The organism is Vibrio sp. AH4 (assembly GCF_030710545.1).
Taxonomy (GTDB): domain Bacteria; phylum Pseudomonadota; class Gammaproteobacteria; order Enterobacterales; family Vibrionaceae; genus Vibrio; species Vibrio metoecus.
On sequence record NZ_JALAIV010000001.1, the window covers coordinates 1,485,651 to 1,512,459 of the forward strand.

Annotated in this window: 18 protein-coding genes; 8 read left to right on the top strand and 10 right to left on the bottom strand. The window is 48.1% G+C overall.

Features of this window, described 5'->3' with window-relative positions; genetic code table 11:
- Positions 1 to 88 precede the first annotated feature (88 nt).
- From MKA69_RS07110 to MKA69_RS07145, 8 genes are all read left to right on the top strand, one after another.
- Positions 89 to 2,380 (top strand): patatin-like phospholipase family protein, encoded by a 2,292-nt coding sequence (locus tag MKA69_RS07110; protein WP_305848232.1) that lies wholly within the window; start codon positions 89 to 91, stop codon positions 2,378 to 2,380.
- Between the two features lie 264 nt (positions 2,381 to 2,644).
- On the top strand, positions 2,645 to 5,242 hold the full coding sequence (gene acnB, locus MKA69_RS07115; RefSeq protein ID WP_000888593.1) for a bifunctional aconitate hydratase 2/2-methylisocitrate dehydratase: 2,598 nt from the start codon (positions 2,645 to 2,647) through the stop codon (positions 5,240 to 5,242).
- 156 nt (positions 5,243 to 5,398) lie between these two features.
- Positions 5,399 to 5,770, top strand: a complete 372-nt coding sequence (locus tag MKA69_RS07120) for a YacL family protein (protein ID WP_305847749.1) — start codon at positions 5,399 to 5,401, stop codon at positions 5,768 to 5,770.
- Positions 5,771 to 5,956: 186 nt separating this feature from the next.
- Complete coding sequence (glnK, locus tag MKA69_RS07125) at positions 5,957 to 6,295, top strand: P-II family nitrogen regulator (RefSeq protein ID WP_009355525.1); 339 nt, start codon at positions 5,957 to 5,959, stop codon at positions 6,293 to 6,295.
- Between the two features lie 23 nt (positions 6,296 to 6,318).
- Positions 6,319 to 7,548, top strand: coding sequence for an ammonium transporter (locus tag MKA69_RS07130; RefSeq protein ID WP_304572168.1), 1,230 nt, complete (start codon positions 6,319 to 6,321; stop codon positions 7,546 to 7,548).
- Positions 7,549 to 7,688: 140 nt separating this feature from the next.
- Positions 7,689 to 8,702 carry a Fe(3+) ABC transporter substrate-binding protein gene (locus MKA69_RS07135; protein WP_154138635.1) on the top strand — a complete coding sequence of 338 codons (1,014 nt, stop codon included), beginning with the start codon at positions 7,689 to 7,691 and terminating at the stop codon, positions 8,700 to 8,702.
- Positions 8,703 to 8,785: 83 nt separating this feature from the next.
- On the top strand, positions 8,786 to 10,411 hold the full coding sequence (locus MKA69_RS07140; protein ID WP_000660927.1) for an iron ABC transporter permease: 1,626 nt from the start codon (positions 8,786 to 8,788) through the stop codon (positions 10,409 to 10,411).
- Complete coding sequence (locus tag MKA69_RS07145; RefSeq protein ID WP_305847750.1) at positions 10,411 to 11,442, top strand: ABC transporter ATP-binding protein; 1,032 nt, start codon at positions 10,411 to 10,413, stop codon at positions 11,440 to 11,442. The genes MKA69_RS07140 and MKA69_RS07145 overlap by 1 nt, the downstream gene beginning before the upstream one ends.
- A 131-nt stretch (positions 11,443 to 11,573) precedes the next feature.
- Here the strand turns inward: MKA69_RS07145 and MKA69_RS07150 are convergent, their stop codons facing one another.
- The 10 genes from MKA69_RS07150 to MKA69_RS07195 form a co-directional block, all read right to left on the bottom strand.
- A complete protein-coding gene (locus MKA69_RS07150; RefSeq protein WP_000589201.1) occupies positions 11,574 to 12,986 on the bottom strand; it encodes a phosphoglucomutase/phosphomannomutase family protein in 1,413 nt (470 codons plus the stop codon).
- Between the two features lie 189 nt (positions 12,987 to 13,175).
- Entirely contained in the window at positions 13,176 to 15,581 is a 2,406-nt protein-coding gene (locus tag MKA69_RS07155) for a GH36-type glycosyl hydrolase domain-containing protein (protein WP_305847751.1), read from the bottom strand.
- 118 nt (positions 15,582 to 15,699) lie between these two features.
- Positions 15,700 to 17,613 carry a beta-N-acetylhexosaminidase gene (locus tag MKA69_RS07160; RefSeq protein WP_305847752.1) on the bottom strand — a complete coding sequence of 638 codons (1,914 nt, stop codon included), beginning with the start codon at positions 17,611 to 17,613 and terminating at the stop codon, positions 15,700 to 15,702.
- Between the two features lie 9 nt (positions 17,614 to 17,622).
- Positions 17,623 to 18,495: an N-acetylglucosamine kinase gene (locus MKA69_RS07165; protein ID WP_001110410.1), complete on the bottom strand. Its 873-nt coding sequence runs from the start codon at positions 18,493 to 18,495 to the stop codon at positions 17,623 to 17,625.
- Positions 18,495 to 20,216: a glycoside hydrolase family 9 protein gene (locus tag MKA69_RS07170; protein WP_305847753.1), complete on the bottom strand. Its 1,722-nt coding sequence runs from the start codon at positions 20,214 to 20,216 to the stop codon at positions 18,495 to 18,497. Before MKA69_RS07170 ends, MKA69_RS07165 begins: the two co-directional genes overlap by 1 nt.
- A 60-nt stretch (positions 20,217 to 20,276) precedes the next feature.
- The gene (locus MKA69_RS07175; RefSeq protein ID WP_000042757.1) at positions 20,277 to 21,272 is read right to left on the bottom strand and encodes an ABC transporter ATP-binding protein; all 996 of its coding nucleotides are present in this window, start codon (positions 21,270 to 21,272) and stop codon (positions 20,277 to 20,279) included.
- Between the two features lie 41 nt (positions 21,273 to 21,313).
- Entirely contained in the window at positions 21,314 to 22,294 is a 981-nt protein-coding gene (locus tag MKA69_RS07180) for an ABC transporter ATP-binding protein (protein WP_000126485.1), read from the bottom strand.
- A gap of 2 nt (positions 22,295 to 22,296) precedes the next feature.
- Entirely contained in the window at positions 22,297 to 23,322 is a 1,026-nt protein-coding gene (locus MKA69_RS07185; RefSeq protein ID WP_000646272.1) for an ABC transporter permease, read from the bottom strand.
- Positions 23,323 to 23,324: 2 nt separating this feature from the next.
- Positions 23,325 to 24,311 (bottom strand): ABC transporter permease, encoded by a 987-nt coding sequence (locus tag MKA69_RS07190; protein ID WP_000540340.1) that lies wholly within the window; start codon positions 24,309 to 24,311, stop codon positions 23,325 to 23,327.
- 169 nt (positions 24,312 to 24,480) lie between these two features.
- Positions 24,481 to 26,151, bottom strand: coding sequence for an ABC transporter substrate-binding protein (locus MKA69_RS07195; protein WP_055029692.1), 1,671 nt, complete (start codon positions 26,149 to 26,151; stop codon positions 24,481 to 24,483).
- Positions 26,152 to 26,809: the final 658 nt, after the last annotated feature.

The window sequence follows — 26,809 nt, forward strand, 5'->3', positions numbered from 1 at the left end:
ATCACTGACCTAAAACTTCAAGTTGTTTGGCTGAATTTAGGCGTTTATAGTGGTTTGATTCTTAAGGATTTAGAGGGTAACTCACGTGATGAAATGGGCGGTGTCATTCAGCGTTATGTTCGGAGTATTACTTGCTCCGTTGGCGTTGGCGCAAGAAACCAATGCTCAGGCGGCTCAGCGCCCTAAAATCGCGTTAGTGCTGGCGGGTGGTGGCGCGAAAGGTGCAGCGCATATGGGCGTGTTAAGAGCGCTGGAGGAGCTGCACGTTCCCGTCGATATCATCACAGGAACTAGTATGGGCGCGTATGTCGGTGGTTTATATGCCACTGGCATGAGCGCAGAAGAGATCGAAGCACTGATATACAGCGTTGATTGGAACCGTGGGTATCGCGATCGCGTTGATCGTAGCCAACGTCGAGTACGTGACAAAGAGTACGAAGATCGCTACCAAATCACCACAGATCTTGGTTTGCATTGGGGGGAAGTTCGCGCACCCAAAGGCGTGGTGCAAGGACAAAACATGCTGCGCATGTTGCGTGAAACCACAGGCAATTTGCCCGCTTTTGATTCTTTTGACCAGTTGGTGATCCCTTATCGTGCTGTCGCGACCGATATCATCCATCTACAAGAAGTGGTGCTTGATAAAGGCTTTTTAGTCGATGCGATGATGGCGAGCATGTCAGTGCCGGGGGCATTACCGCCTTATGAGATCGAAGGAATGTGGTTGGTGGACGGCGGTGTCACCAACAATATGCCAGTGGATATTGCCCGTGCGATGGGCGCAGACATTGTTATCGCTGTCGATATCAGTACCGACTATAAAACCCAAGAAGATTTCACCAATCTGTTTACGGTGGCCGATCAGCTCTCCAATTATCTTGTGCGTCGTAGCACAGAAAAACAGAGTGATACCTTGACTGAGCGCGACCTATTGTTGCGTCCTCAGGTGGGAAAAATGGAAACCACCGAGTTTGATAAAATGCCTGATGCCTTTGCGATGGGCTATCAAGTCGCGATGGATAACCAAGCCTTTTTACAGAAAATCGCCTTAAGTTCAGCGCAATACCAAAACTACATAGATGCCAAAGAAGAGCGCCGTAAAACGCTGCGTTATGGTGATAATGTTAAAGTTGACGAAATTGTTCTGCAAAACAATACCCACTATAGCGATCTGCTGCTACTGAACCGACTCAATTTAGAACCCGCGCAAAAGCTCAGCACCGAAGAGATTGAAACCAGTATCGAAGATCTTTATGCGTTAGATCGGTTCGAGCTGGTGCGCTATCAATACGAGCAGCAACAAGACACAGAACAGCTAGTGATCGATGTTCGCGAAAAGTCGTGGGGGCCTAATTACGTTAACTTTCGCTTCTTTCTGGAAGATGATTTTGAAACCGAAAGCCAATATGCTTTGGGAGTTTCTACCAATTTTACCGACATCAATTCGCATGGTGCGGAATTGGCTCTCAATATGGATATGGGAACCGACAAACTGATTGAAGCAGAACTCTATTCTCCTTTGCTATCGGGACAAAAAACCTTTACTACGGCTTCGCTGCGTTACAGTAACGAACGACGCAATGCCCCGATTGCTGGATTTGAAGATACGTCACTCAGTGCGACCGAAAATTACTTACCGATCACTTATTCAGAGTGGATAGGGGAGATTGCACTCGGTTATCAAATTGAGTTGTGGCGAGAAATCAAACTCGGCACACGCTACAGTAAGGGCAATGGGCGAGCATCCTCGTTACCGGCATTTGGCGATTTTTCATTTAATCGGCGTGGAGTATTTTTCGATTATCGACACGACACTTTGGATGATTTCAGCTTGCCACAACAAGGTGTCTATTTTGATTTGGAATATCTGATCTCCAGAGACAGCTTTGAGGGTAGTAATCCACTGTCGAATGATGCGCTCTCTTCAGATACGGTGTACGAACTTTCCGGACGATTTGTCGCTGCGCAGACCATTTCGCGCCATACTTTAGTCGCAAATCTTGATCTTGGCGTGGTGAAGAGTAAGCACTCATCGACCCCGATAGATCCGAAAAGTATCGGTGGTTTTCTTAATTTGTCTGGCATCCCGCGTAATAGCTTGATAGGTCAAAACAAAGTGTACGGAAATTTGGTTTACCGCTACCGTTGGTTTGATAATGATTTCGGAATGTTCACCTCGCCGGTTTACCTCGGTGCTTCGATAGAATATGGCGGCGTATGGTCAGATACCAACCTGAGTTTGCAAGACGCACCCTTATATGCCGCGGGTTCAGTCTTTGCTGGAGTCAACTCACCGATTGGACCGATTATGTTTGGGTATGGGCGTACCGAACAGAATTATGACTCGATCTATTTCATTATTGGCACCACATTTAAATAGCCAAAGTGAGCGACTAAGGCATATTGGGCGCTTTTCACTCAGTGAGAAAGCTAAAACTTTAGTCTCAAGTTGCTATGTTGGTCAAAATGATGAGATTTTAATTTATCGTTAAACTTGCTATTCTGACGCCCACAGTTTGGCCTCTATGGCGCTGTTTCTCAGTCAATTTGAGTGAAAACAAGGGCTAGGGAGAGCCAAGTTTCCAAGGATGTTCGCTCGTATTTTTATAATCAACTGAGTGAACCGCAATGAGAGGAAAAAGTCGTGCTTGAAGCCTACCGTAAACACGTCGCAGAGCGTGCCGCTGAAGGAGTTGTACCTAAACCCCTAGACGCAGAGCAAGTCGCAGGACTTGTCGAACTTCTGAAAAATCCCCCACAAGGTGAAGAAGCCTTCATTCTTGATCTACTTGAAAATCGTATTCCTCCTGGTGTTGATGAAGCGGCTTACGTGAAAGCGGGTTTCTTGACTGCTGTAACCAAAGGACAAGTGACATCGCCTTTGGTGAGTCGTGAAAAAGCGGCAGAGCTACTGGGTACGATGCAAGGCGGTTACAACATTGAACCGCTGATTGAATTACTTGACGATAATGCACTTGCGCCAATTGCTGCGAAAGCGTTATCTCATACCTTATTGATGTTTGATAACTTCTACGATGTAGAAGAAAAAGCCAAAGCGGGTAATGCATTCGCCAAGCAAGTGCTGCAATCTTGGGCGGATGCTGAATGGTTCCTGTCTAAGCCAGCGTTGGCCGAAAAAGTCACTTTAACCGTATTTAAAGTGACCGGTGAAACCAACACAGACGATCTGTCTCCGGCGCCGGATGCATGGTCGCGCCCTGATATTCCTGTGCATGCGTTAGCCATGCTGAAAAACGCTCGTGATGGCATTGAACCTGATGTAGCGGGCAAAGTTGGCCCGATCAAACAGATCGAAGCTCTCAAAACCAAAGGTCACCAACTGGTTTATGTGGGTGACGTGGTGGGTACTGGCTCATCGCGTAAATCTGCAACCAACTCCGTGTTGTGGTTTATGGGAGACGACATTCCGAACGTACCGAACAAACGTACTGGCGGTTATGTTTTGGGCGGTAAAATTGCCCCAATCTTCTTTAACACGATGGAAGATGCTGGCGCGCTGCCGATCGAAGTGGATGTCTCCAAGCTTAATATGGGCGATGTGATCGACGTTTACCCATTCGAAGGCAAAGTGTGTAACCACGCGACGGGCGAAGTGTTGGCGACTTTCAAACTGAAAACCGATGTACTGTACGATGAAGTACGTGCGGGCGGCCGTATTCCATTGATCGTTGGACGTGGTTTGACCGATAAAGCGCGTCACGCGTTAGGTTTGGAAGCATCAAAAGAATTCCGTCGCCCAGTGGCGGTGGCCGATAACGGTAAAGGTTACTCGCTGGCTCAAAAAATGGTGGGTAAAGCGTGTGGCGTGCAAGGCATTCGCCCAGGTACGTACTGCGAACCTAAGATGACCACTGTGGGTTCGCAAGATACCACAGGCCCAATGACGCGTGATGAACTGAAAGATTTGGCGTGTTTGGGCTTCTCTGCTGATTTAGTGATGCAGTCTTTCTGCCACACTTCCGCGTATCCTAAACCGGTTGACGTTCAAACGCATCACACACTGCCGGATTTCATCATGAACCGTGGCGGTGTTTCACTGCGTCCGGGGGATGGTGTTATCCACTCATGGCTAAACCGTATGTTGCTCCCTGATACAGTTGGTACCGGCGGTGACTCACATACGCGTTTCCCATTGGGTATTTCTTTCCCTGCGGGTTCTGGTCTGGTGGCGTTTGCGGCTGCGACTGGGGTAATGCCTCTGGATATGCCGGAGTCGATTCTGGTGCGCTTCAAAGGAAAAATGCAACCTGGGATCACCTTGCGTGATCTGGTGCATGCCATCCCTTACTACGGCATCAAACAAGGTCTGCTCACGGTAGAAAAAGCGGGCAAGATCAACGAATTCTCTGGTCGTATTCTGGAGATCGAAGGGGTTGAACACCTGACGGTTGAGCAAGCCTTTGAACTTTCCGATGCGTCTGCAGAACGTTCTGCGGCAGGTTGTACCGTGAAGCTTTCACAAGCGTCGATTGAAGAGTATCTCAACTCGAACATCGTGATGCTGAAGTGGATGATTGCGGAAGGCTATGGCGATCGCCGTACCATTGAACGCCGCATTAAAGCGATGGAAGCGTGGTTAGCTAACCCTGCATTAATGGAAGCAGACAAAGATGCCGAATACGCGCATGTGATTGAAATTGATCTGGCAGACATCAAAGAGCCTATCTTGTGTGCACCAAACGATCCGGATGATGCACGTCTGCTCTCTGAATGTGCGGGTGAAACGATCAATGAAGTGTTCATTGGATCTTGTATGACCAACATTGGTCACTTCCGTGCCGCAGGCAAACTGCTTGATAAATTCAACGGCCAGTTGAACACACGCCTGTGGGTGGCTCCGCCAACTAAGATGGATCGTGACCAACTGACGGAAGAAGGTTATTACGGTATTTTTGGTCGCGCTGGGGTGCGTATTGAAACTCCGGGATGTTCGCTGTGTATGGGTAACCAAGCACGCGTAGCGGACAAAGCAACGGTGATGTCAACTTCAACACGTAACTTCCCGAACCGTTTGGGTACTGGTGCTAACGTGTACCTCTCTTCTGCTGAATTAGCGGCAGTTGGGGCGATTCTGGGCCGCATCCCAAGCGTGGCAGAGTACATGGAATATGCGAAGCAGATTGATGCGGCGGCAGCGGATACCTACCGTTACCTCAACTTCCACCGTATGGGTCAATACACCAGCAAAGCGGATTCAGTGATTTTCCAAGAACCCGCATAAGCAGAGTGATTAAATCCTCTTTTAGAGCCGCGCCTGTCGCGGCTTTATTTTTTCCAGTCATTTGACTGTCTCCAACCTATGGATCTCACTTGTCTCAATGCCGTGAAGCCGTTTTGCGATATACTCGCGACATGGTTTATCTGTGGAGAGTTCACCATGGAATTTGAATTTATTAAAAATACCTTGTTGGGTGAGTATTCCGTGCGATGCAGTATGGAGCATCAAATTGTCGGGCGTTGGCTACAAGAAGAGATTGGTCAAGATCAGGCTAAACTGCATCAAGTTTTTGCATTGATTGAACAAGCCGAGCATTCGCCTGCTCAAGAGTTTCTATGGACAGGGCGAGAGATTTCTCTACTGGTGCAGGGCGATGAGATCACGATACAAGACAATGCACTTGCTTATGAGAGTGAGCATGAGCTGGAAACGGATTTTTCACTGTACGACAGTGAAAGTGTCGCAGCCTGTGGGCGAGAGGACTTTATGGCACTCTTGAACCAATGGCAGAGTTTTGTGCATCGAAAATAACTGGCAAGCTCGTTATTTGTTAAAACTTGTGCGTTATTGTTGGGAAAAGGCTGCACCTCATCGGTGCAGCCTTTTGTTTTTTATTCATCTATTTATCTTTTTATCTTTAAAAATCATGTGATTAAAAACTTGGCACGCCACTTGGATAATGAATAGCAAATGGACGACTGCTTCAGAGAGGAAGAGATGAAACTGATTAGCGCAATCATTAAACCATTCAAGTTGGATGATGTTCGTGAGGCACTTGCGGATGTAGGTATCGAGGGGATGACGGTGTCTGAAGTGAAAGGCTTTGGACGTCAGAAAGGGCACACCGAGCTGTACCGTGGTGCAGAATATCAAGTGGACTTTCTCCCTAAAGTCAAAATTGAAATTGCTACGCAAAGCGACAATGTGGATCGTGTAGTGGAGGCGATCATTAAAGCGGCACACACCGGCAAAATTGGTGATGGCAAAATTTTTGTGTATGACCTAAGCCAAGCGGTACGTATCCGCACTGGTGAAATGGATTCTGAAGCCCTTTAATTTCAAGGATGGGAGATTTGATTATGGAACTATCAACGACAGTGACAGAGTTGCGTTACGCACTCGACACCTTTTTCTTCCTGATTTCAGGAGCCCTAGTCATGTGGATGGCTGCTGGGTTTGCCATGCTCGAAGCAGGATTGGTTCGCTCTAAGAACACCACCGAAATTTTGACGAAAAACTTTGTTCTGTACGCGATTGCTTGTACCACTTATTTAATAATTGGCTACAACATCATGTATGTCGATAACAGCGAAGGAGGGTGGCTACCTTCGATTGGTGCGCTGATTGGTTCACAAGCCGACGGTGCAGATCACTCTTTGGAGTCAGACTTTTTCTTCCAAGTCGTGTTTGTGGCAACCGCGATGTCCGTGGTATCCGGTGCGGTGGCTGAACGAATGAAACTTTGGGCATTTTTGATTTTCTCTGCGATTTTGACGGCGTTCATTTACCCAATGGAAGGTTACTGGACTTGGGGGGGTGGTTTCCTTTCTGCGGCAGGCTTTAGCGATTTTGCGGGTTCAGGTATCGTACATTTAGCCGGCGCTTCTGCGGCATTAGCCGGTGTACTTCTGCTAGGCGCGCGCAAGGGTAAATATGGCAAAAATGGCGAAATTTACCCAATTCCGGGCTCAAACATGCCATTAGCTACCTTAGGTACCTTCATCTTGTGGTTTGGATGGTTTGGTTTTAACGGTGGTTCACAACTGATGTTATCGGATTTTGAAAACGCCACCTCCGTCGGTAAGATTTTCCTCAATACTAATGCCGCTGCCGCTGCGGGTTCTATCGCCGCACTGTTGGTGTGTAAAACAACTTGGGGTAAAGCAGACCTGACGATGGTACTCAACGGTGCTTTGGCTGGCTTGGTGGCGATTACCGCTGATCCATTATCTCCATCTCCTCTATATGCGGTGGCGATTGGTGTGGTTGCCGGTGCTTTGGTGGTGTTTAGCATTATCGCGCTTGATAAAGTCAAAATCGATGATCCAGTGGGGGCGATTTCCGTTCACGGTGTGTGTGGTTTCTTTGGGTTGATGGTGGTACCGCTGAGCAATGCTGATGCAACCTTTGGTGCACAATTGTTGGGTGCTGCAGTTATCTTCGCGTGGGTATTTGGGGCAAGCCTACTGGTGTGGGGCGTGCTCAAAGCGACGATGGGGATCCGTGTCTCAGAAGAAGAAGAGATGGAAGGGATGGACATGCACGATTGTGGTGTCGGTGCTTACCCTGAATTCGTGACCGTTAAGTAACATTTAGTTACCAAGTTCACTTTAGAGAACCTGCCCTTTGGGCAGGTTTTTTATTTCTGCTGATTGTTTTCTTAATAATCATTCTTATAATGCATTGAAACTGATAAACGTTATCATTAGTAATTATAAAGGATTTTAAGATGAAAAAGCTGCTCACGTTGTCTGCGATTGCTTGTGGTGTACTGGCTCCTTCGGCAATGGCCGCCGAAGAAGTGAATGTTTACTCTTACCGCCAACCGTTTCTGATTGAACCTATGTTCCAAGAGTTCACTAAAGAAACGGGCATCAAAGTTAACGTGAAATTTGCTAAGGAAGGGATTGCTGAAAAACTTGCGCAAGAAGGCGAATACAGCCCCGCTGACGTGATTTTAACCGCCGAATTCAGTCGTCTGTTTGAGCTGACCGAAAAAGGCCTTACTCAACCACTCGATAGCAAAGTGATTGAAGAAAACATTCCTGCTCAATACCGTGATAGTGGTGATGAGTGGTTTGCTCTCACGCAGCGTACCCGCAGTGTGTACTCCTCTCGCGACCGTATTGGTAAGCTGGGGGAAGATTTTGATTATATGGATCTGGCGAAACCTGAATTCAAAGGCAAAATTTGTACTCGTAGTGGTAAGCACCCATACAACATTGCCCTAGTGGCTTCTATCATTGCTAACCACGGTGAAGCGGAAGCAAAAACTTGGCTAGAGGGAGTAAAGGCGAATCTAGCACGCAAACCGCAAGGCAATGATCGTGACCAAGTTCGCGCGATCAAAGAAGGCTTGTGTGATCTATCGCTAGGTAACAGCTACTACCTAGGTGCAATGCTTAACGACGAGAAGCAAAAATCGTGGGCAGAAGCGGTGTATATCAACTTCCCTGGTCAAAATGCGCAAGGTACGCATGTGAACGTGAGTGGTATGGCGATGGCGAAATACGCTCCAAACCGCGACAACGCTGTTAAGCTGATGGAGTTTTTGACGGGGGCAACGGCGCAGCAAATGTATGCAGAAGTGAACTACGAATACCCCATTAAAGAGGGCGTAAAGCGTTCCGAATTGGTGACTTCTTGGGGCGACTTCAAAGCAGATAGCCTGCCTCTTGAGAAAGTAGCGGATAACAATGCTGCTGCGATCAAATTGATCGACGAAGTCAAATTTGACCTGTAAGTAAAATCAGGGGTATAACGTACCCCTATTTTATTTGAGGGATGCAGTATCTGCTTGCTGTTCAAGCCTTATACTGATAGGCGATGAAAGAAAAATATTTTGCCTGGAAAGCCAGCAGCCTAGTGTTAACCACTCTGCTGGTTTTACCGATCTTAGCGATCTTCTATACCGCATTCGGCAACAGTGATGAGGTTTTTGCTCATCTTCTGGCGACTGTGATGCCCACCTATATTTTCAATACCTTGGTATTAACCTGTTCGGTATTGCTCTTGGCTTTACTGTTTGGGGTACCGTCAGCTTGGCTGATTGCCATGTGTAAACTGCCCGGTGAGCGTTGGCTGCAATGGGCGCTTGTCCTCCCTTTGGCGATGCCTGCTTATATCATTGGGTATTTATTTACCCATTGGTTTGATTACGCAGGTCCCATCCAAATTGCCTTGCGCGATTGGACCGGTTGGCAAGCGGGCAGCTACTGGTTTCCCGATATTCGTAGCCTAGGCGGTGCGAGTGTGGTGCTGGCGCTGGTACTTTATCCTTATGTGTATCTTTTGTGCCGTGCGGCGTTTATGGAGCAAAATGTCACTTTGCTTCAGTCTGCGCGCTTACTGAAATGTTCACCGTGGCAAAGTTTTCGACGTATTTCTCTGCCGTTAGCACGACCTGCGATTGCGGTGGGGTTGTCTTTGGTGGCCATGGAAACCATTGGTGATTTCGGCACGGTAAGCCTGTTTGCGGTGAATACCTTAACCACAGCGGTTTATGATACTTGGCTCGGTTATTCCAATCTCAATGCGGCTGCAAAAATCTCGGCCATTATGCTGGTGATGGTGCTGCTGCTGCTCAGTAGTGAGCGCTATAGTCGTCGCCGACAAAAACTGTATCAAACCCAATTTAATAGCCATGAAGAGTATCGTTATACCTTAAAAGGCTGGCGCTTATGGGCCGCTTTAATCTGGTGCTGGGGCTTAGTGGCGGTGGCGTTTATTCTGCCTCTGCTACAACTTATCAGTTACGCGTGGACCTATTTTGCCCAGAGCTGGACCACCCAATTTAAAGAGTATGCGATCAACAGTTTCACCGTCTCGATCAGTGCTGCTGTCGTCGCGGTCTTGGTGGCTTTAGTGGCTAACTTTTATGCCCGTTTACAAAATAATCGTACCAGTGTTGCCTTGATGCGCCTCTCTTCGATGGGCTATGCGGTGCCGGGAACCGTTCTGGCTATCGGTATTTTAGTACCTGTACTCGCACTGGATCATCTGATCAACGATATCGCTAAAATGATGGAGTGGGGACGCCCAGGGCTTGTTTTCTCCGGCAGTTTATTTGCAATTGTATTCGCGCTGGTGGTGCGTTTCTCGGCGGTAGCCATTGGCAGCATCGAAAGTAGCCTCAGTAAAGTATCACCTTCGTTGGATATGGCGGCGCGCACCATGGGTTGTCATGCCAATCAAATGCTCAAGCGTGTACATTTGCCACTGATCCGCCGCGGCGCATTAATCGCAGGCTTGTTGGTGTTTATCGAATCGATGAAGGAATTGAACGCGGCGATTTTGCTGCGTCCGTTTAACTTTGAAACTCTCGCTACTTACGTCTATAACTACGCTTCAGATGAGCGCTTAGAGTTGGCGGCGCTACCCGCCATTTTACTGGTGTTGGTCGGGCTTATTCCTCTTGTTATGGTTAACCGTTCTTTGGAGCAAAAGCACTAATGAGCTGCGCACTGCTGATTGAAAATCTCACTTGCCAATACGATGCACAAACCGTATTGAAATCTCTCTCTTTGCAAGTCAATCCGGGTGAAATTGTCTGTCTGCTTGGCGCAAGTGGTTGTGGTAAAACCACCTTGCTGAAAGCGATTGCCGGCTTGCTGCCTTTGGCTTCTGGTCAGCTTAGCCTTAACAGTGTCACCTTGGATGATGGTAAACGCTGGTTGCCGCCTGAGCAGCGCAACATCGGAATGATTTTCCAAGATTACGCATTATTTCCCCATCTTACCGTGGCGCAAAACGTTGGTTTTGGGTTAGATGCGATGCCCGCGAAGCAAAAGCAGGCCAAAATTGCCGAGATGCTAGCTCTGGTTCATCTTGACGCTTTCGCAGAGCGTTATCCGCACCAACTGTCGGGTGGTCAGCAACAACGTGTCGCCATCGCACGTGCATTAGCCTATAAACCAGATTTACTGCTGCTTGATGAGCCGTTTTCCAATATCGATACTCAAGTACGCCATGAACTGATCATTGAAATTCGCAAAATCTTTAAACAGCAGGGCGTGACGGCGATTTTCGTGACTCACTCGCGCGAAGAAGCGTTTGCCTTCGCTGATAAAATGGCGGTGATGAATCGTGGTGTTATTGAACAATACGGCACCGCCGCAGAGCTTTACTACCAACCATCGAGTCAGTTTGTGGCCGATTTTCTGGGTGGGGGCAGTTATTTAAGCGCCAAGCGGATCAGTGAAACTCAGTACCAAACGGCGCTTGGGGTGGTCGAAGCGATTGCGCGCCAACCGATCGCGGTAGAGGCGGAGTGTAAGTTACTGCTGCGTCCACAACAGGTGCAAATTCGCGCGGAAGAGGAGAGCAGTGTGACGGTAACGGAGCAGCAGTTTATGGGCGATCATTGCCGTTATCTGATTGATGCGCATGGCACTCAGCTTATCGCGACCTCTTCGCAACCGCTGGAGTTAGGGCAGGCTGTCTCGGTCAATATTGATACCCAAGGCGTGCTCGCTTTCGCCTAATGCTCCCGCCAAGCGTCTTGGATTGCCAAACTATGGTTACCCGCATAAAAAAGCCCGACGTCGAGCGTCGGGCAAGTGTTCTTCTCCGCAGAGGGGACTTTACCTCTGGGGATGATTTGACAAGGCGATGATTACAACGCCAAGAATGCTTTCATCTGTTGAAGAACACGCTCCGCAGTATCTTTGTCGGCCATTTCGGCAAAAATACGTAATAGAGGCTCAGTACCGGAGAAGCGGGCAATCACCCAACCGCCGTTCTTGAAGTAGACCTTAGCGCCATCTTCATAGCTGACTTTGTCGATGTCGAATTCAAACTCAGGCAGTTTTTTCTCAATGTAGACTTTGTTGTAGATCTCATCGCGCTGGGCGGGTTTAAATTTGCAATCGCCTTCTGCGGTGTAGGCATAGCCGTAACGGCTATAGATCTCGGTTAACAGCTCAGAGAGTTTTTTGCCCGTCACGCTGATCATTTCCACCAGTAGGCTGGAGGCGAACACGCCATCTTTCCCCTTGATGTGGCCACGAATCGTCAAACCACCAGAGCTTTCACCACCGATCAGAGAGTCGTCAGCTTCCATTTGCGAAGAGATGTGCTTAAAGCCCACGGGCACTTCAAAGCATTGCTCACCATGATCGGCTGCGATCTTATCCAACAAATGCGTGGTTGCGATGTTACGTACCACCGAACCTTTCCAGCCTTTGTACTCCAGTAAGTAGTAGTAAAGCAGGATCAGCACTTCGTTCGGGTGAATAAAGTTGCCTTTTTCATCGATGATGCCAAGGCGGTCCGCATCACCATCGGTACCGATACCGATGTCATAACCTTCGTGTTTCACCAGATGCTTCAAGCGATACAAAGTGGCAGCACTCGGAGAAGGCATCAAACCACCAAAATCAGGGTTTTTGCCATCGTTGATCACGTCCACGTCGCAGCGGCCATTGATCAGTACCGTTTGCAATGCGTTCTTCGCTACCCCGAACATCGGGTCGATCAACACTCGCAGATTGGCTTTTTTGATCGCTTCAATGTCGATGAAGTTGATGATGCTATCGACGAACTCGTTCATCGGGTTGATGATGTCGATCAGCTTGTCATTGACGGCTTGATCAAAATCGATCGATTTAACGTCTTGTACCGTCAGAGTGGCGATTTGTTGCTCGATCTTCTGGGTGATCACTTCATCCGCATCACGACCACCGCGAATAAACACTTTAATACCGTTGTAGTCGGCCGGGTTGTGCGAGGCGGTAATACATGCAGAATATGCACAATCCATTTCTTTCGCTTTAAACATCACCACCGGTGTTGGCACAAACTTGTCGATAAAACTCACCACAACGCCATTTGCGGCTAATACTTCGGCAAACCAACAACCTGCTTTATCAGATAGGAAGCGGCGGTCATAACCGATTACAAATCCGTTGGCGGCTGCTTGTTCATGATTGATGATGTTAGCTAACGCTTGAGCGACCAAACGAACGTTATCTTTAGTGAATTCTTCACCAATAAACGCACGCCAGCCGCCAGTACCAAATTTAATCATTTTCTCCCCCTATCCCTTCCCACTTGATGCTGCAGGGGTGTTGGCTGCATTCATTCACCCTAATCACATAGTTTATCTATGCTCATGGGGATTCATTCATTTGCCGCCTACCTGCAACGATAAGTGGTTTGGGCATATAAAACGCTTAGGTATTAGAAAACGGGCACTCGCAGAGTGCCCGAAAATGGGTTAGCCCAGCACTACTACCACTTGGTTGACACTGCCAGCGGCTTGCACAGGGACTGCGCCTTCAATTACTTGGCCATTCAGAGTGATGGATTTCACGCCTTTTGACACGCCTTGTGGGTTTTCAACTTTGATCTGGTAAGTCGCATCGCGCCATTCGCGAGTCACTTCAAAACCAGGCCATGATGTTGGGATACAAGGATCGATTTCTAGTGTGTCGAAGCCGGCTTTAACACCTAGGATGTAGTTGGTCGTTGCGTGGTATGCCCAGCCAGAAGTACCGGTTAACCATGGGTGGTTAGCACGGCCGTGATCTTGGTGGTCGCGACCCATGATGAACTGTACGTAAGAGTAAGGTTCAGCAATACGGGTTTCGATGATGTCGTTTTGGTTGTATGGGTTCAGCGCGTCATACAGCTCCATCGCACGATCACCGCGGCCCAGTTTCGCTTCTGCTACCCATGCCCATGGGTTTGGATGCGAGAAGATCGCACCGTTTTCTTTCACGCCTTGGTAAACGCGAGTTACGAAACCGATGTCATCATTTGGCGTTGCAAATGATGGCGCATTCAGGTGTAGACCGTATTTGGAGAACAGGTATTTGTAGACCGCATCCATCGCTTTGATGCCGCGCTCATGGCTTACAGTGCCAGACAGAACTGCCAGTGAGTTAGACTCTAAATGCACTTTGCCTTCTACTTGCTCGAAGGTACCGATCTTGTCGCCATTTTTGGTCAGGCCGCGGATGTACCATTCGCCTTGCTCATCCCACAAGTGAGTTTCACACGCTTCGCGAACGCCATCGGCCATCGCTTGGTACTTGTCGGTTGCCGCTTCATCATTGCGATAGCGTGACAGCTCAAGGAAGGATTCCAACGCCCAGAAGTGTAGGAAAGACACCATAGATGACTCGCCGCCACCGAGGTTCAAACAGTCGTTCCAGTCGGCACGCAGACCTTTACAGATACCGGTTTGACCCACGTATTCTGCAGAGAAATCCAACGCTGCCATCATGTGCTCGTACACAGTTGCGTTGCCGCCATCCGCGTAAGGGATCTCTTCATCGATAAACGCAAAGTCACCGGTTTCTTTCACATAGCTGAGGATGGTTGGCACAATCCACAGGTGATCGTCAGAACAGGTATCTTTGATGCCGTGGATCTTGTCTTCATCCGATGGGGTTGGTACGACGGTTGGCGATTTAGACGGTTTAACATCCGCTTTTTCTGGATCGAACCAGTCAGGATCAAACAGGTGCAGACCGTAACCGGCTTTCACTTGACCACGCAGTAGGTCTACTAGGCGCTTACGAGTCATCGCTGGGTTAGTGTGCGGTACTGAGATCGCGTCTTGCGCAGTATCACGGTAACCTAGGCCTGTACGGCCGCCGACTTCAATGAAAGAGGCGAAACGAGACCAAACCACACACGTTTCCGCTTGGTACAGGGTCCAAGCGTTGATCATGGTGTCTAGACCTTGGTTTGGCGATTTCACTTGGAACTTCGCACAACGCTCATCCCAGTGAGCTTTGATACCTGCAAAGGCAGCATCCACTTTGCTCAGATCTTGGTATTTTTCACGCAGTTTTGCGCCGTTGCCTTTACCTACACCTAAGATCACTGCGAAGCGAACTTTTTCATCTGGTTGCAATACGAATTGCTTATGCAGTGCACCACAGTGGTTGTAACAGGTTTGCGCGCTGTTAGAGCACTTACCTTGCGCCACGGCGATGGGGTTTGCTTCATCTCGGTACATGCCAAGGAATTGGTCACGTTGGCCGTCGTAGCTGTCAGCATCAAAGGTCGCGGTCAGGTAGTAGAAGCCTAAGAAATCATCGGTGTTGTAGTACAGGTCATACTCAATCACGCCATCTTTGAACGCGGTACCTGCTGAGTAGAGCGACATCTGATGGTTTTGGTTGTCTGACTTGATGTGGCTGAAAGAGAACTCAACGTAGTTGAACGCACTGATAGTACGCACTTCGTTGGAGGTGTTTTCAATCACAACATCCCAAACTTCAGCATCTTCGCCCTTAGGAACAAACAGAGTTTTGGTGGCGTGAATGCCGTTGTATTCACACTTGAATTTTGAGTAAGACAAGCCGTGGCGAACTTCGTATTTCGCTTGTTCAAGGCTTTTCGCAACAGGTTGCCAAGAGATAGACCAGAAATCACCCGTCGCATCATCGCGCAGGTAGACATAATGCCCTGGACGATCTTGGGTAAAGTTTGGACGGAACTTAGTGACGCGGTTGTACTCAGGTGAGTGATAAAAGGAGTAACCCCCTGCGTTGTGCGAAATCACAGTACAGAACTTTTCAGTACCGAGATAGTTAGTCCAAGGTGCGGGTACGTCAGGGCGAGTGATGACGTATTCGCGATTATCATTATCGAAATAGCCGTATTTCATTGTGCTTTCCTTTTAAACCAGCTGCCTTGTGGCAGCTAAAAATTTTGCTAGTGAAAACCAACGTGAGTTCCGTCACGCCGTCGTTACGATTTCCGGAAGAATTACTTTCAAGGCGGAATTACTTCCAAGGCGCGCGGTAAGGGATGCCTTGCTTATCGAGCAGAGGTAGGTGCCCTTTTAAACGCGCCAAATAATCCAACCAATTACGCTGGGATTTCTCTGTCCAGCCGCCTTCCGCAAGTGCGGTTAAGCGTGGATAGAGCATGTATTCCATGCGTTCTGGGTTATTGATCAGCTCACACCATAAAGCGCACTGAACACCCAAAATACGTTTGCGCAGAGGATCGTCTGCTGGGATATCCGCTAACGGCTCATAGCCGTAAGCACGCTCCAGCGGGGTAACGCCTGCCCAATCAACACCGGGTTCTTCCGGCGCGTAGTCTTGAACGATATCCAGATAGGTGAATTGGCCCGGTTGTAAAATCACATCAAAGCCTTGTTTGGCGCATTCCAACGCGGCTTTTTCTGATAACCAAGAGTAAATCACCGTGTCTTTACTCACTTTGTCGCCGTGATGGGCTTCTTCCCAGCCCACCATACGCTTACCTAAACTCTTAAGCTTCTTCTCGGCATAACGCAGCAAATGCCCTTGCAGCTCTTTCGGATCGGTATAGCCTTGTTCTTGCATTAAGGCTTGGCATTTCGGGCTGTCTACCCATACGCCATTGGGTACTTCATCTGCACCAATATGGATAAATTGGCTTGGGAATAATTCGGCGACTTCTTCCAGCACGATATCGAGGAATTGGTAAGTGCCTGGTAAAGCGGGGGAGAGTACGTTGTCGTTGTAGTACTGAATACTGCGGTACTGTGAGCGATCTTCCTCATCGAGCAGCCATTCAGGCAGCGCTTTAATCGCGGCACGGCTATGTCCTGGCACATCAATTTCCGGAATAACGGTAATGCCACGATCGCTGGCGTATTCAATAACAGAACGGATCTCATCTTGGGTATAAAAACCGCCATGACGCTGAGTCAGCAGGCTGTATTGCGGCTCTAATGCTTCATCCATCCCACGCCATGCCCCGACTTCAGTGAGTTGTGGTAGGCGTTTGATCTCAATACGCCAGCCTTCATCATCTGTGAGGTGCCAGTGGAACACGTTAAATTTGTAGTGGGCTAGCTGGTTAATCACGCGTTTGACCTGTTCAAGCGAGTGAAAGTGGCGTGCACAATCGAGCATCATGCCGCGATATTTAAAACGTGGCGCATCGGCAATTTTGACCAGTGGGAAGCTCAATCGCCCGTGCTGTGCCTGCGCTAGTTGAAGCAAAGTCGCACTGGCGTGCATAAACCCACTATGGCTGCCCGCCTCAATTTTAATGCCTTGTGCATCAATATTGAGGTGATAGCGGCCTTCATCCAACATTGGATTATTACGGTAGACGATGTCGCTATGACCAACAGCATTGAGGGTAAAACCATGTAGGTTATACAGTTCTTTATCAAGCCAGTGTGCCGCACGCGCGGCTAAGTCGGACTGTAAAGAGATTTGGCTTGAACTGCTGACCACAAACTCACCATTGAAGCGCTGAAGTGAATTGGGTTTTGGGATGACGCACAGCTCGGCGGCCTCAACGTGTGGGATTTGGCTACGTTCACGAAACGGTGAAGCGAGAACGATCGGGTTGACAGCGACATCAATACGCTCAACTGGCTGCTGATCATTGAGTTGTACAAAGGCATGCTTTACCCCATCGGTATAGAAGTGGTAAGGCGCAGTTTTAATGATGAATTCACAGTAGAAGTGGCTATTGGCCGCCAATACTTTTTCCGTTGGCACGATGGAACATAAGCTGCCAATTTGGGTTAGTTGACCATTCGTGACACTGGTTGGCTGAATATAACGATCGATAACAAAATGCAGCGACCAGTCTTGCAGATCTTGATCACTCAGGTTGTGTAAAGTTAAACCAAAACGACAATCCGGCTTTTGTTCCGAGAGCACAGCAAATTCAATTCGATAAGTCATAAATCATCCTTAATACAGGTTGTGCTCGGGTTTACCGGCAAACATTAATGCGCCTTCAATCGCATCGGACTGAGGCTTAACTATCCACTGCTGAACCGGTGGAGATAGCCAATCATGAATGCGTTCGGCAATACTGCCCATCAAGCAAATACGTTCTGCACCTTTGTGGTGTAAGGCGATTAAGAACATTTCAATATCGGCTGCGGTTTGTTTGAGAAGCTCAATCGCTAAACCATCACCCGCATAAGCATGGCTAAAAATCTGCGGTGAAAATTGACCGTAATCGCGGGGAAGCGCGGTTTTCGACCAAGAAACAATCGCGTCAATATCATGTTTGAAATGGCTCATGACCACTTCACTCAAGGGGCTATGAGGACGAATATCATCTTGAGCGAGTAACACTTGTTGGATAAGGCGTAACCCCATGACAGCGCCGCTGCCTTGATCCGAAATCGGGAACTCACGACCACCCACCACGTACTGTTTGCCCGCTTTGAGCAAAATGCCGCAAGAACCGGTTCCGGCGATCATGATGGCGCCATCTTCGCCTAGGTGAGCACCAAGGCAAGCGCCATAAGCATCGGTATTTAAGGTGATGGAAGCAAATGGATGGGGTTGCTGCATAAAGGCGTGCCATGCTTCTTTTTGCTCGGCTCCAGCTAATGCAAGGCCGACATGCATATGGGCAAAATCATTTTGGGATAACCCACCTTGTTCAGCCGCTTGAGTAATTGCATCAATCACCGAGTTCAGTGCCACATCGACTCCCAACATGATGTTGGCGCTGCCACTTTTTGCTTCGCCAATCCATTCACCTTGTTGGTTGCGAATACGTGCACGGCAAGAGGTACCGCCACCGTCAATGCCAACGTAGTAGTTCATCAGATCTCCTCCCCATGCGCAGTAAAGTGATCATACTGACTGATGATGGCGAGCAAATACCAAGCACCATGCGGGATCCATTGTTCCCCCCAGCGCCAGTTTTGCAGCATGTCGTCTTTTTGCCCTGCTGGGTTAAACGCGATATCTCTTGGGTCATCAAAGCCCGCAGTAATACCGTTACACACACCGCCTTTAGCATTGAAAAAGCCTAAATGAGGGAGGTAGTCTGGGTTGTTGTGCCCATGCCCATCGAGCATGCACATGTCGTATGGGTTGAGGCCGACAATCCAGTTCAGGGCATTTTGCGCCCAATGTTGTAGTGACTCGGCAGTCTCAATATTTAAATGCGGTTGAGCCAAATAAGCCATGCTAGCGAGTGAAGCTAAGCGAGCATTTTCACCTTGCCACCAGTAACCACTTTCGTTGTCTTGTGCGATGAAGAAACTGGTGCGTTTCGCGCTTTCTACGCCTTTTACATACTGGCGTGGATAACCAAACGGATTAGTGACTTGTTGGGTGATGGTTAGTTCGAACTGGCAGGCTTGTTCGATAACCCGTTGTAGCTGGGCATAGTTAGCCGTGTCGGTTTCGATATTGAGGTATTCACACAATGCGATAACAGGCAAACCCGCATCGGAGGCGTGGAAGTATGGGCGCTCACCGTTGCTAGTAGCAGACCAATAGTGCGTAACCTGCTCATCACTGCATTGGCGCTGAGCTAAACGCTCAGCCCACTCACGCGCTTGAGTGAGATACTGTGTGTTCTCTGTGCTGCGGTAAAGCTCACAACATGCCAACAGTGCGCAATATTCATCAATAATATTTTCAACACCATCATCAAGGTATTGAGTGTTGTGTTGTTTTAGATGCCAATAACCTGTTTCTGCCGCTTGCAAATACTCCGCTTGAGTATATTCACCGTGCGTTTCTAAACGAGCCGCAGCAGCAAGTGCCGCGATGGCCATGCCACCGCCTTGACGGAAACCTGCTTGATAGTTGGCTGACTTATGCCCTTTTTGAGTGGCATAGGCACAAATCTCGCGTTGTTTGATGTCTTTGCTCCATTTGTCAAAGACGGTCATATAAAAAAATCCCTCGGAGTTTTGCATACGACGCAGAAAATCAGCACCAAACAACGCTTCATCCTTGAGGCGAGTGCGGGAAAAAGGCGCAAAACCCGAGTGATGTTGTAAAACCGCTAACCCTTTGAGCATGTTCCAGACCACCATAGGTGTTTGTTGTGGGTTCAAATAGTTAGCGTAAGAAAGGTGACTGAGGTATTTACTAACGTCACCTGAAGCGTCGTACCAGCCGCCGTGCACATCGGCAGTGGTTGATGTGCCCAGCAGCGGTACTTGCTTGTCTTGCTGATCAAACTGCCCAGTGCAGCGTTGCGATTTGAAGTAGTGCAGCACATCGGAGAATGTGCGTTGCATTAATACGCCTTGCGCAATGGTAAAGGTGGCAGAATGAGTGTGATCCAGACGCAAATAGTAGTCGCCCGGAGTTGTAAAATTCGAGAAATCGATACGATGAAATTGTCCCTGATGCCAGTTGTCCACGCTACCGTGACGCTCAATCGGGAGCGTTGCTACGGTTTGGTGGCTACGAGCGCAAACCAAAAGCACACAATCATCCATTAATTGTGCTTGCCCGCAGAGCAATACTGCTTGTTTGGGGCCTTTGATTTCATAGCCAATGTGGTTGGTCAGTAACTGCATTCATTTTCTCCACAGTATGGATTGAGTAAGCTCCCTGCTAGGCAGGGAGCTACTGGTTTTTTACTTTTCAAACAGATAACAACGTACAAAGTGGTTGTCAGACAGTTGCGTGACTTCTGGTAAGGCTTCGCGACATTTCGCGGAAGCGTGCAAACAGCGACCTGCAAATGGACAACCGACAGAACTTGGTGTCCAAAGTGGGATTTCGCCCTTATTGCCTTCCAATTTTTCATGGATCGACTTTTTCGGATCCGGCACGGCAGACACTAACAACTTGGTGTAAGGGTGCTGTGGATCGTGAATGATCTCATCGGTGTCACCCCATTCCACCATGTGTCCTACGTACATAACGGCCAAGTCTTCAGCGATGTAGCGAGCGGTAGCGATGTCGTGCGTGATGTACAGCAGTGACATTTGACGCTCGAACTTCATCTCTTCCATCAAGTTAAGTACGCCAGCACGGATTGAAACGTCCAACATCGAAGTAGGTTCATCCGCCAGAACGACTTCGGCACCTACCGCGATGTTACGCGCTAAGTTAACGCGTTGACGTTGGCCACCAGAAAGTTGATGTGGGTACTTAGCGGCAGTGGCTTTGGGTGGGATGAGACCCACTTGCTCAAGCAGTTCGTAAACTCGTTCTTCCAGCTCTTTTTTGTTGCCAGGAGTGACCTTTTTGTGGATCAGCAATGGGCGCGCAATATGATGGAAAATGGTATGGGTTGGGTTGAGAGAACCAAACGGGTCTTGCCATACCATTTGCACGCCTTCGCGGTAGTGCATCAAGTCATCACGTGACGTGATCTCTTGGATATCACGACCTTTGTACTCGATGATGCCAGAGGTTGGGGCATACATTTTGGCGATCATTTTGGCGGTGGTGGATTTGCCTGAGCCAGATTCGCCCACTACCGATAAACCGCGGCTTTTGTACATTTTGAATGATACGTCGTTGATTGCACGCATCATTGGTTGTTTGAGTGCGTTACTGTTGATTGCAAAATCCTTAACCAGATTTTTTCCCTCAACCAGTAATTCGCCAAGTGGTTTGCTCATAATTGTCTCCAGAAATTCTTTGCTACTGCTTGCTGTGCGCCTTAGCGTTTTATTGTGGCGCTTGCTCCATAGAGGTGGCAGTTAGAAAAACGGCCATGCTCGATTTGGCGCAGTACGGTCGGTACCTTAGTACAAGCTTCATGAACTCGGTCGCAGCGAGCTTGGAAACGGCAGCCTTGTGGAATTTCCAACAAGTTGAGTGGGTTTCCTGGGATCCCTGTGAGTTTCGTTTTTGGTCCAGTTAATGGTGGAAAAGAACTTCCCAATCCTTTGGTATAAGGATGGTAAGGGGTTTCCAGAATTTGTTTTGAAGGTGCAACTTCAATCAATTCACCGGAGTACATGATGCCGATACGGTCGGAGAACTCGACCATGAGTGACAAGTCATGAGTAATGAACAAAATAGAGAAACCAAACTCTTCTTTGAGTGCGTAAATCTTTTGCAGGATTTCACGCTGTACCACTACATCTAGAGCGGTAGTGGGTTCATCCATAATGATCATTTTTGGATTGAGTGCGAGCGCAATCGCAATCACTAAGCGTTGACGCATACCACCAGAGAACTGGTGTGGGTAGTCGTTGAGTCGGCTTGGATGAATATCCACGATCTCTAACAAACCCTCAGCGCGACGTTTTGCTTGTTCACGCGTCATATTGGTATGGCGCATGATCACATCACAAAATTGCTCTTCCATAGTCAGAACAGGGTTCAGTGCGTTCATCGCACTTTGGAACACCATCGACATTTCTTTCCAGCGGAAAGACTGCATACGTTCGTCGCTGTATTTCAGGATATCTTCACCGTTGAAGATCACCTCGCCACCAGTGATAAACGCGGGCGGCTTATGCAGGCGCATTAGCGAGAAAGCTACGGTTGATTTACCACAACCAGACTCACCGGCAAGGCCAAACACCTCGCCTGGCGCTAAATCAAAGCTCACATTGTTACAGGCACGGACATCACCCGCATCGGTAATGTAGTCCACGCATAAGTTGCGGATTGAGATTAGTGGTGCAGTCATGATTATTTATCTCCGCTCCAAAGTGCATTTTGTGGTGGTAAATTTGGCTGACGCGCTTTTTGATCTTGCTTAGCAAGGTTTTTCCAACGCTTCATGCCTTTGTGTGAACGCAATTGTGGGTTAGCAATTTCATCAACTGCAAAGTTCAGCAGAGCAAGGCCTGTTACTAACACGGTCAGTGAGATACAAGGTGCTAACAGTTCCCACCAAGCGCCGATCAGCATGGATGATGAAGTTTGTACGTTGTACAGCATGATGCCCCAGCTGATGGTGTTTGGATCGCCTAAGCCTAAGAAGGAAATCGTCGCTTCCATCATGATGGCGTACATCACCGAACCGATAAAACTTGCACCTACGATGGAGATAAGGTTTGGCAGAATCTCAACAAAGATGATGCGCCATGAAGATTCACCCAGAACTTCAGCAGCTTTAACGAACTCTTTTTCACGCAGTGCCATGGTTTGTGAACGTACCACCCGCGCACCCCAAGCCCAGGAGGTACACCCGATAATCAAGGCGATGGTTAAAGGCCCTGCCTCACCGATAAAGGCGGCCAATACGAACAACAATGGGTACTGTGGAATCACCAGCATGATGTTCATTGCGGCAGTGAGGAAGTCATCAATTTTCCCTCCAAAATAGCCAGCCGAAACACCGATGACTGTGGCTAAGAAACAGACAGTGATACCAGCGCCGAAGCCTACTGCTAACGATACGCGAGCACCGTAAGCAACTTGAGACCACACATCACGACCCATACGGGTGGTACCGAGTATGTGATCGGCTTTTTTAGACATCGCCAATGTACGGCGATCGGTTGCTAAGTTTTCAGCTACCCAGCCATCTGGGTTTGCTTTGGCGGCTTTCACAACAAACGCTGGGTATTCATGTGGGTTACCCGTGCGTTTATCAGGAGCATGAGAGGTAATAAGAGGCGCTGCGACCGCGAGCAGAAAAAACAGGCTTAAGATGGTCACGCCAATCATCGCCATACGGTTGCCGCGTAAGAGTTTCCAAAGTGCTTTCATGATTATTTACCTCCCTTGCGTAAGCGAGGGTCTAGAACAACGTATAACATGTCAGCCAGTAGGTTAAAGAACAGCATGAACAGAGTCATGATCAGTAACTGGCCTTGCAAAACTTGATAGTCACGCGCGGTGATAGCGTTAAATAGCACAGTGCCTAAACCTGGATAGTTGAAGATGATTTCAATAATCAACTGGCCACCAATCGCCATACCGAGAGACATAGAAAGTGCTGTGACACTAGGTAACAGAGCATTACGTGCCGCATAGTTAAAGACCACGCGGTTTTCGCTCAAGCCTTTACCTTTTGCCATGGTGATATAGTCTTCAGCGAGCAGGTTAATCATGTTGTTACGCATGTTGACCAAGAAACCACCGATTTGCACAATCGAAGCACAGACCAAAGGAAGTACCGCGTGATAGCTGACGTCTTTAATGAATGCCCAGCTTGTCCAATCAGGCATTGTGCCTGCGGTATAAGCGTAACCCGTTGGGAACCAACCTAAGCCGATAGCGAAAGTGAACATCGCCAACATCGCAATAACCACTTGAGGCACTGCTTGAATAACCAACATACCTGGTGTGATAAAAGTGTCGTAACGGCTACCACGTTTCCACGCGGCAAAGATGCCGAGTACAGAACCGATGGAGAAAGAGATAATAACTGCGGTACCTGCAAGGAACAGTGACCAGCCAAAAGCGCCACCAAGCAGTTCATTCACACTCAAAGGGTAGAATTTGATTGAGGTGCCGAGTTCCCAAGTCAGGATGCTTTTAATGTATGTCATGTATTGGACATACCAAGGACCATCCACAAAGCCCAGAAGCTGTTTCATTGCTTCAATACGCTCTGGGGTAACTTGTGCGGTTGCGTTAGCAAACATCATGGTGACGGGATCACCAGGCATGGCACGCGGAATAATAAAGTTTAATGTTGCTGCAACCAGCAACGCGGCAAAATAGAACGACAATCGTCTTAAAAAGTAACCCATAACTTACACCTTACTCACCCAGTTTTGTCCTGTCTCTGGTTTCAGGTCTCGCCCCTAGCGAATTTGAGAGCGAGAAATCCCCTGACGACGAGCGCCATATGTTTGCTTAACAACATGAGGGGATTTAGATAGGCGGCGCACAGCGTGCGCCGCAAGAAATGAACGTGTATTACTTAACTGGTTTCAGATCCAGTACGTGTAGTAGACGCTCTGGGATACCAGCCCAAACGCTTGGACGGCCCTGTGGATTTTCTTCATTCCACCAGCCAGTGAAGCGAGTGGTGTTGTACTGATACATCCATGCACCAGACATAACAGGGATAGTCACTTGGTTTTCAGCAATGATCTTCTGAATACCGTGAGCGATCGCTAGCTGCTCGTTCTTGTCTGCTGTTTTGTAGAAGCTGTCTAGCAAGCCATCGAGCTTCTTGTCTGTGAAGTAGTGCATTGCGAAGCGTGGCATACCATCACCAGATTGTAGTGCTGAGTTGTATGCACTGTTCCAGTAAGTGTATGGATCTGCGCCGTGGAAGTAGTTGGTGTACGCAACGTCGTAAGTACCTTCCAGCATTGCTTGGTTATAAACCGCGAATTCTGGAGTACGTGCTTTCGCTTTGATACCCACTTCTTGTAGCTGTTCTACTGCAAGTTGAACTGTGTTGTTGAAGTCAGTCCAGCCATTTGGAGATTGGATCAGCAGTTCGAAAGATTTGCCTGATGGAGTTTCAACGAAACCGTCACCGTTTACATCTTTGAAGCCCGCTTTTGCCAGTAGTTTCTTAGAGCCTTCAACGTCATACGTGTTGAAGCCTTTGTACTTGTTGTGTGTCGCTTCATCAGACCATGCTTCGAATGCATAGCCTAGACCTGATGCGTAATCGTTCACTGTACCGCTGCCGTAGAAGGCGATATCGATGATAGTTTGACGATCAAGAGCCATAGAGAACGCACGACGGAAGTCTACGTTATCCAGTGCTTCTTTTTTCGCTGCATCTGGGTTTTTGAAGTTAACCATGAACGCCTGAGTACCCGCTGCTGGATACCAGTAGTGGTGGTTAGGGTTCGCTGCTGCGTAAGTACGGTCGATATCTGGAACGAATGAAGAAGTCCAGTCAAGTTCAGAGTTTACGATTTTGCCCAACAGTTGGTCGTTGTTTGCGATCTGTGGAACACGCAGACAGTCAACTTCCAAATTCGCAGCATCCCAGTAGTTCGGGTTGCGACATTGAATGTACAGTTGTGGGGTGAAAGTGTCGATTACGGTGAAAGGACCAGTACCTACAGGGTTTTCGTTAGTGAAGGTCGTTGGATCTTTCACTTCTTTCCATACGTGCTCAGCAACGATAGGAATCAGAGAAATCTCATAAGGTACGTTAGAGTTTGCTTCAGACAGACGGAAACGCACTTTGTAATCGTCTACTTTCTCAACGCTAGTTACCCATTTGTTGATACCACGTTGGTCAAGTTCTGGTTTCGCTTTCAGCAGATTGAAAGAGTAAACCACGTCATTTGCTGTGAACGCTTCACCATCAGACCACTTAACGCCTTTACGGATATCGAAAGTCACGCTCATCAGGTCGTCAGCCATTTTGTAGCTTTCAGCCAGACGGAATACAGGCGTATTACCTTTCATCTCATTGAATACAACCAGAGGTTCATAGATAAAGTCAGTGGTTGTACGCAGGTTCGTTGCTAGGTACGGGTTGAAGTTACGTACCATTGTAGGGTAGAAATCTGGCACGATGGTTAGCTCACTACGTGCAAACGCTGGAGCTGAGACACTGGTTGCTGCTGCGATTACTGCGGCGGCTAGTGCTGTCTTTTTAATATTGGCAAGCATAGCTGTTCCTTACTAGTTGCTTTCATTTCACTAATGGATGGAATGTCATCAATTGATAAACACTCTCCAAGACCTACCTCATGTTATTTTTCGCCCGTCGGAGGGAAGGGGAAGAAATGAGTGGCCTGTAGGCCTTTGGCAGGAGTAAGAAAACACCTTGCCAAGAAATTTATCAATTCCCTTTCCCGTTAAAAACGTCAAAACCTATTTGCCTCTCGTTATTAACGTCAAAATACACTTTGATGTGTGATTTTTGTGCAAAAATCAGGAGGTGATTCGCCTCGCAAAAGTGACGAGATGGAGTTAGGGTTGTTAGTGTCTACTAACCTTTGGTTCCTTTATTTTATTGGTTTTTTTTGGAGTGTTCTAGTAACGAGATCTCGCTCACTAGCCTTGTTTTACGTTAATTTAATCGATTGAATTAAATCTGGCGAATTGTTGTGACCCCCTTCGCAATCTCAAACAAATACTCAGTTTTGGCTGAGTTTAAGTCTTTTCTTACGGTGGTTTTACCCTTTTTGTGAACAAGTTTATCAGTCAATTAAGTTCTTTTTTAGCTACGTAAATCAAGTCTGTGGCATGGACTTTTCATGTAAAACTGGAGAGAGAAAGGCGAGGGAAATGGATTAACGATACCAATAAAAAACCCACCTTTCGG

Coding starts and splice junctions, on each gene's coding strand:
- MKA69_RS07110 (WP_305848232.1), top strand. CDS start 89: ATGAAATGGGCGGTGTCATTCAGCGTTATGTTCGGAGTATTACTTGCT.
- MKA69_RS07120 (WP_305847749.1), top strand. CDS start 5,399: ATGGAATTTGAATTTATTAAAAATACCTTGTTGGGTGAGTATTCCGTG.
- glnK (WP_009355525.1), top strand. CDS start 5,957: ATGAAACTGATTAGCGCAATCATTAAACCATTCAAGTTGGATGATGTT.
- MKA69_RS07130 (WP_304572168.1), top strand. CDS start 6,319: ATGGAACTATCAACGACAGTGACAGAGTTGCGTTACGCACTCGACACC.
- MKA69_RS07135 (WP_154138635.1), top strand. CDS start 7,689: ATGAAAAAGCTGCTCACGTTGTCTGCGATTGCTTGTGGTGTACTGGCT.
- MKA69_RS07140 (WP_000660927.1), top strand. CDS start 8,786: ATGAAAGAAAAATATTTTGCCTGGAAAGCCAGCAGCCTAGTGTTAACC.
- MKA69_RS07145 (WP_305847750.1), top strand. CDS start 10,411: ATGAGCTGCGCACTGCTGATTGAAAATCTCACTTGCCAATACGATGCA.
- MKA69_RS07150 (WP_000589201.1), bottom strand. CDS start 12,986: ATGATTAAATTTGGTACTGGCGGCTGGCGTGCGTTTATTGGTGAAGAA.
- MKA69_RS07155 (WP_305847751.1), bottom strand. CDS start 15,581: ATGAAATACGGCTATTTCGATAATGATAATCGCGAATACGTCATCACT.
- MKA69_RS07160 (WP_305847752.1), bottom strand. CDS start 17,613: ATGACTTATCGAATTGAATTTGCTGTGCTCTCGGAACAAAAGCCGGAT.
- MKA69_RS07165 (WP_001110410.1), bottom strand. CDS start 18,495: ATGAACTACTACGTTGGCATTGACGGTGGCGGTACCTCTTGCCGTGCA.
- MKA69_RS07170 (WP_305847753.1), bottom strand. CDS start 20,216: ATGCAGTTACTGACCAACCACATTGGCTATGAAATCAAAGGCCCCAAA.
- MKA69_RS07175 (WP_000042757.1), bottom strand. CDS start 21,272: ATGAGCAAACCACTTGGCGAATTACTGGTTGAGGGAAAAAATCTGGTT.
- MKA69_RS07180 (WP_000126485.1), bottom strand. CDS start 22,294: ATGACTGCACCACTAATCTCAATCCGCAACTTATGCGTGGACTACATT.
- MKA69_RS07185 (WP_000646272.1), bottom strand. CDS start 23,322: ATGAAAGCACTTTGGAAACTCTTACGCGGCAACCGTATGGCGATGATT.
- MKA69_RS07190 (WP_000540340.1), bottom strand. CDS start 24,311: ATGGGTTACTTTTTAAGACGATTGTCGTTCTATTTTGCCGCGTTGCTG.
- MKA69_RS07195 (WP_055029692.1), bottom strand. CDS start 26,151: ATGCTTGCCAATATTAAAAAGACAGCACTAGCCGCCGCAGTAATCGCA.